This window comes from Corynebacterium sp., from assembly GCF_012837295.1.
GTDB lineage: Bacteria > Actinomycetota > Actinomycetes > Mycobacteriales > Mycobacteriaceae > Corynebacterium.
In genome coordinates this window covers 1-4,976 of record NZ_DURI01000152.1, presented here as the reverse complement: position 1 = coordinate 4,976, position 4,976 = coordinate 1, and the positions used below count along the sequence as shown (strand labels likewise).

The window sequence follows — 4,976 nt, the reverse complement described above, 5'->3', positions numbered from 1 at the left end:
TGCGCATCGGCTCAGCCCCTGCGCTTCTGCTTGACGACGGACCCGCCCAGCTTCCGCAGCGTCGCACGCGTGTTGTGGTGCTCGGCCACACGGTGGGCGCCGATGACGTGGTCGAGGATCGCGGCGACGAGACCGATGGACATCAACCCCGCCGCGACGGCGAACACCGCGGGATACGGCTGCAGCGCCACGCCCGCCACGAGCCCGAGGACGAAGGAGCCCGTGCCCGTGCCGGAGTCGAAGGCCATGTTCCAGTAGGCGCTGGCCTCGGCAGTGCGCTCGCGGGGCAGGCGGGCGAACATCAGCAGCAGGGCCTCGTTCTGGACCATGCCGAACCCGGCGCCGTAGAACGCCGCGGCACCCAGCAGCCACCACGCCGACCATCCGGCGTAGACCACCAGCGCCATGAAGACCAGCCCGACCACGCCGGCGGCCAGCGCGCCGATGATGAGCGTGCCCGCCTTGCCCTTGCGGTCCGCCCACGCGCCGGCGATGTAGCGGAACACCATCTGCGCACCGCCCATCACCGACAGCGCGGCACCCGCGACGATGGCGCCGGCGACCAAATCGATCTCCCGGGCCGCGGGCGCCAGGAACGCCGAGATGCCGCCGAAGCCCATTGCGGTGGTGCCCATCGCAAGTGCGGGCACCGCGACCAGCTTCCAGGTGGCCACCTCGGCGGCCGGGCCGGGCTCGCGGGAGGGCAGCTCGGCGCCCGGTTCCTTCTTCCGGCGGCGGCCGGGCTTCGCCGCCGCCTTGAGCTTCGGGATCAGCAGCGCCATCGCGGACCCCACCAGCGAGATGAGGCCGCCCAACAGGTAGACCCACTGATAGGTGCCGGTCCAGTGCGCGATGGCGAGGCCCAGCGGCAGGCAGGCCAGCTGGGCGACGCCCACGGCCACGCCCAGGGCGCCGGACGCCTTGCCCAGGAACTTCAGCGGCACCAGCTCCGCGATGAGCGCGGACTCCGCGACGGTCAGCGCACCGAAGCCCATGCCGCGGATGACGGCGATGCCCAAGACCAGTGCCGCGTCCGTGCCGAAGAGATGGAGGAACGTGGGCAGGCCCAGCAGCAGTCCGGAGACGAACATCGTCGCCCGGTAGCCGTACTTGCGCAGCATCCTCGGGGTCTGCGTCTGGGTCAGGACCGTCGCGGCCATGAACACGCCCGTGTACGCGCCGGCCAGCCCCGTGCCGCGGCCGTCGTCGAGGATGGCCTGCGGGATGACCGGCAGCAGCAGCGACCAGCCGCCGAACGCCGCCAGCACCGCCACCAGGGTGGGGATGAGCCCGGGAGCCTTCCACATGGAATCCACCTGCACCGGATCCACCCGCTCGGTCACGTCCGCACATCTCCGCTTCTCCGGCCCGAGCCGGCGTCCATCACCGGCGGTGGCCGGTGCCTCGTGTCATTCCATCGTCGTCAGTTCATCTCGCCCATCAACCAGAGGACCGCGCCGGCCGTCGCCAGCACCGCGAGCAAGCCCAGCACGATCGTGCCGAACCTAGACCCGGCCTGATACGCCGACCAGGCGCCGCCGACGAGCACGCCCGCGACGATGAACAGGAAGATCGTGGGAAAGTCCGCCGCGCTCACAGGGTGCCCTTCGTGGAGGGGATGCCGGTGACGCGGGGATCGGGCTCGCACGCGGCGCGCAGCGCGCGGGCGACGGCCTTGTACTCGGCCTCGGTGATGTGGTGCGGATCGCGACCGTACAGGCAGCGAACGTGAAGGGCAATCCGGGCATTGAGCGCGAAGGACTCGAAGAAGTGCTCGTTGATCACCGTGGCGTAGTGGCCGCCGACGACGGCGGTGAGCATCTGCTCCGGCTCGCCGGTGATGACGAAGTACGGGCGGCCCGACACGTCCACGATGGCGTGCGCCAGCGTCTCGTCCATGGGGATGTAGGCGTCGGCGAAGCGGCGGATGCCGGACTTGTCGCCCAGCGCCTCCGCGAACGCCTGGCCCAGCACGATGCCGGTGTCCTCGACGGTGTGGTGGGCGTCGACCTGGGTGTCGCCGTTCGCATGGAGCTTGATGTCGAAGCTGCCGTGGGCGGTCAGGGCGGTGAGCATGTGGTCGAAGAACGGCAGGCCCGTGTCGATGTCGGCCTGGCCGGTGCCGTCGAGGTCGACCGTGCACACGATCGACGACTCGCGGGTGGCCCGCTCGATGGTGCCGACGCGGCGATTCTCGCGGTGGGTGGGATCGGTCATGGTCACTTCTCCAGTTCGTCGGCGGCGGTGCCGGTGGCGGTGGCGGTGGCCCCGGAAGCGATGACGCCTTCGGCGGCCTCGAGCAGGGCGTCGTTTTCGGTGGGCAGGCCGATGGTGGCGCGCAGGCGGCCGGGCACCCCGACGTCGCGGATGAGAACGCCGCGATCGAGGAAATCGGCCCATGCCCGCGCGGCGTCGTCGAAAAGCCCGAAGAACACGAAATTGGAATGCGACTCGATGACGTCGTACCCCAGCTCCTCGAGGCGGGCGACGACCCGGTCGCGCTCGTCGGCGAGCTTTGCCACGGTCCCCAGCGTCTCGTCCGCGTGGCGCAGCGCGACGGTCGCCGCAGCCTGCGTCAGCGTGGACAGGTGGTACGGCAGGCGCACCAGCATCACCGCGTCGACGAAGGCCGGGTCCGCGACGAAGTAGCCCAGGCGCCCGCCGGCGAAGTCGAACGCCTTGCTCATCGTGCGGCTGACCACGATTTTCGCGGGGTACTCGGCGATGAGCGCGACGGCGGAGGGTTCATCGGTGAACTCCGCGTAGGCCTCGTCGACGATGACGATGCCCGGGGCGGCGTCGAGGATCGCGCGCAGGTCCGCGGTCGGCGTGAGATTGCCGGTCGGGTTGTTCGGCGACGTCACGAAAATGACGTCCGGCCGGTGGGCCTGGATCGCCGCCAGCGCCGCCTCCATGTCGATGTCGAAGGTCACCGGATCGCGCGGGATGGCAAGGAACTCCGTCTGCGTGCCCGCCGACAGGATCGGGTGCATGGAGTAGCTCGGCGTAAAGCCCATGGCCGTGCGGCCCGGACCGCCGAAAGCCTGCAGCAGCTGCTGGAGGATCTCGTTGGAACCGTTCGCGGCCCACAGGTTGGCCTCGCCGACCTCGACGCCCGTGCGCCCGGTGACGTAATCGGCCAGCGCGCGGCGCAGGACCACGGCGTCGCGCTCCGGGTAGCGGTTGAGGTCAGAGGCGACCTTGCCGATCTCGCCGACGAGCTCGTCGATGAGCGCATCCGACGGCGGGAACGGGTTCTCGTTGGTGTTCAGCCGGACGTCGACGTTCAGCTGCGGGGCGCCGTAGGCCTCCTCGCCGCGCAGCTCGTCGCGCAGCGGCAGGTCGGCCAGGGTGATGCCGGTGTCCTTCATCGGTTCTCCTCCCGGATGGACAGGTCCTCGAAGCGGGCGCGGATGGCCTCGCCGTGGGCGGGCAGACGCTCGGCGTCGGCCAGCGCCACCACCGTATCCGCAACGCCCTTGAGCGCGGCCTCGTCGTATTCGACCACGTGGACGGCCTTGAGGAACGTGTGCGTGGACAGACCCGACGAATGGCGGGCCGTGCCCGAGGTGGGCAACACGTGGTTGGAGCCCGCCGAGTAATCGCCCAGCGGCACCGGCGAGAAGTTGCCGACGAAGATCGCCCCGGCGTTGGTCACGCGGTCGGCCAGCGCCGCGGCGTCGGCGGTGTGCACCTCGAGGTGCTCGGCGGCGTAGGCGTCGGCGACCTTCAGGCCGACGTCCATGTCGTCGACGAGGACGATGCCGGACTGCGGGCCCTCGAGCGCCTCCTTGACGCGGTCGGCGTTGAGGGTCACGCCGTAGCGGGCCGCCACCTCGCGGTCGACGGCCTCGGCCAGCTCGACCGAATCGGTGATGAGCACCGACGCCGCCATGACGTCGTGCTCGGCCTGCGAAATCAGGTCGTAGGCCACGGCCACCGGGTCGGCGGTGGCGTCGGCGAGGATGGCGATCTCCGTCGGGCCGGCCTCGGAGTCGATGCCGACGACCGAGCGGCACAGGCGCTTGGCGGCGGTGACGAAGATGTTGCCCGGCCCGGTGACCATGTCCACCGGCTCCAGGTCCTCTGCCTCGTCGCCGTAGGACAGCAGCGCCACGGCCTGCCCGCCGCCGACGGCCCACACCTCGCCGACGCCGAGCAGCGCGCACGCCGCGAGGATCGTCGGGTGCGGCCAGCCGCCGAAATCGGCCTGCGGCGGCGAGGCGACGACGAGCGACTCCACGCCGGCGGCCAGCGCCGGGATGACGTTCATGAGCACGGACGACGGGTACACGGCGTTGCCGCCGGGCACGTACAGGCCGACTCGGCGGATCGGGATCCACTTTTCCTTGACGACGCCGCCGGGCACGACGTCGACGGAGACGTCGGAGGGCTTCTGCGCCTCGTGGAACTTCCGGATGCGCCCGATGGACTCCTCCAGGGCGGCGCGCACGTCGGCGTCGAGCCCCGCCAGCGCGTCTGCGATGACCTCGGCCGGGACGACCAGCGAGTCCGGCCGCACGCGGTCGAACTTCTCCGAGTAGCGCATCGCCGCCTCGGCGCCGTTGGCCGCGACGTCCTCGACGACGGGGCGGACGGTCGGCAGCATCGAATCGACGTCGGCTGCGCCGCGGGGCAGAGCCCGGCGCAGTTCGGCGGTGGAGGGGACGCGACCGCGCAGGTCAATGGTGGACAGCATCGGGGCAGACGCCACCTTTCGAAGATGTGCTCGGGTGCATGGTCTGGGACGGCATTCATCATAGTTCGCGGCCGGGACCGCCCCGGGAGCGGCCCGCGGCGTCACCCGCCCCTCCCCCTCGTCTTTATCGTTCCGTTGCGAAGTTGCCGCCCGATCCGCGACAATCGTCCGCATGTCCAGCACCGATGGCAGAGACCTCGCAGACTTGGCGCGCCGCGCGCTGTCCGCCGCGTGGGACGGCGACCCGCGTGCTGCCCGCCTGGCCGCCGCGGAGTTC

5 protein-coding genes are annotated in these 4,976 nt (G+C 70.9%); all 5 read right to left on the bottom strand.

The features are described from left to right. Positions 1-11: 11 nt before the first annotated feature. Positions 12-1,307 carry an MFS transporter gene (locus GX015_RS05195; RefSeq protein ID WP_291343322.1) on the bottom strand — a complete coding sequence of 432 codons (1,296 nt, stop codon included), beginning with the start codon at positions 1,305-1,307 and terminating at the stop codon, positions 12-14. A gap of 116 nt (positions 1,308-1,423) precedes the next feature. Continuing rightward, positions 1,424-1,597, bottom strand: coding sequence for a hypothetical protein (locus GX015_RS05190; protein WP_291343319.1), 174 nt, complete (start codon positions 1,595-1,597; stop codon positions 1,424-1,426). After that, positions 1,594-2,217 (bottom strand): imidazoleglycerol-phosphate dehydratase HisB, encoded by a 624-nt coding sequence (gene hisB / locus GX015_RS05185; protein ID WP_291343318.1) that lies wholly within the window; start codon positions 2,215-2,217, stop codon positions 1,594-1,596. The genes GX015_RS05190 and hisB overlap by 4 nt, the downstream gene beginning before the upstream one ends. 2 nt (positions 2,218-2,219) lie before the next feature. Continuing rightward, positions 2,220-3,371 (bottom strand): histidinol-phosphate transaminase, encoded by a 1,152-nt coding sequence (locus tag GX015_RS05180; protein ID WP_291343317.1) that lies wholly within the window; start codon positions 3,369-3,371, stop codon positions 2,220-2,222. Further along, on the bottom strand, positions 3,368-4,699 hold the full coding sequence (gene hisD / locus GX015_RS05175; protein ID WP_291343315.1) for a histidinol dehydrogenase: 1,332 nt from the start codon (positions 4,697-4,699) through the stop codon (positions 3,368-3,370). Before hisD ends, GX015_RS05180 begins: the two co-directional genes overlap by 4 nt. Positions 4,700-4,976 lie beyond the last annotated feature (277 nt).

Bases quoted from the DNA above. Each gene is read 5' to 3' on its own strand.
- GX015_RS05195 (WP_291343322.1), bottom strand. From the start codon at position 1,307: ATGTGGAAGGCTCCCGGGCTCATCCCCACCCTGGTGGCGGTGCTGGCG.
- hisB (WP_291343318.1), bottom strand. From the start codon at position 2,217: ATGACCGATCCCACCCACCGCGAGAATCGCCGCGTCGGCACCATCGAG.
- GX015_RS05180 (WP_291343317.1), bottom strand. From the start codon at position 3,371: ATGAAGGACACCGGCATCACCCTGGCCGACCTGCCGCTGCGCGACGAG.
- hisD (WP_291343315.1), bottom strand. From the start codon at position 4,699: ATGCTGTCCACCATTGACCTGCGCGGTCGCGTCCCCTCCACCGCCGAA.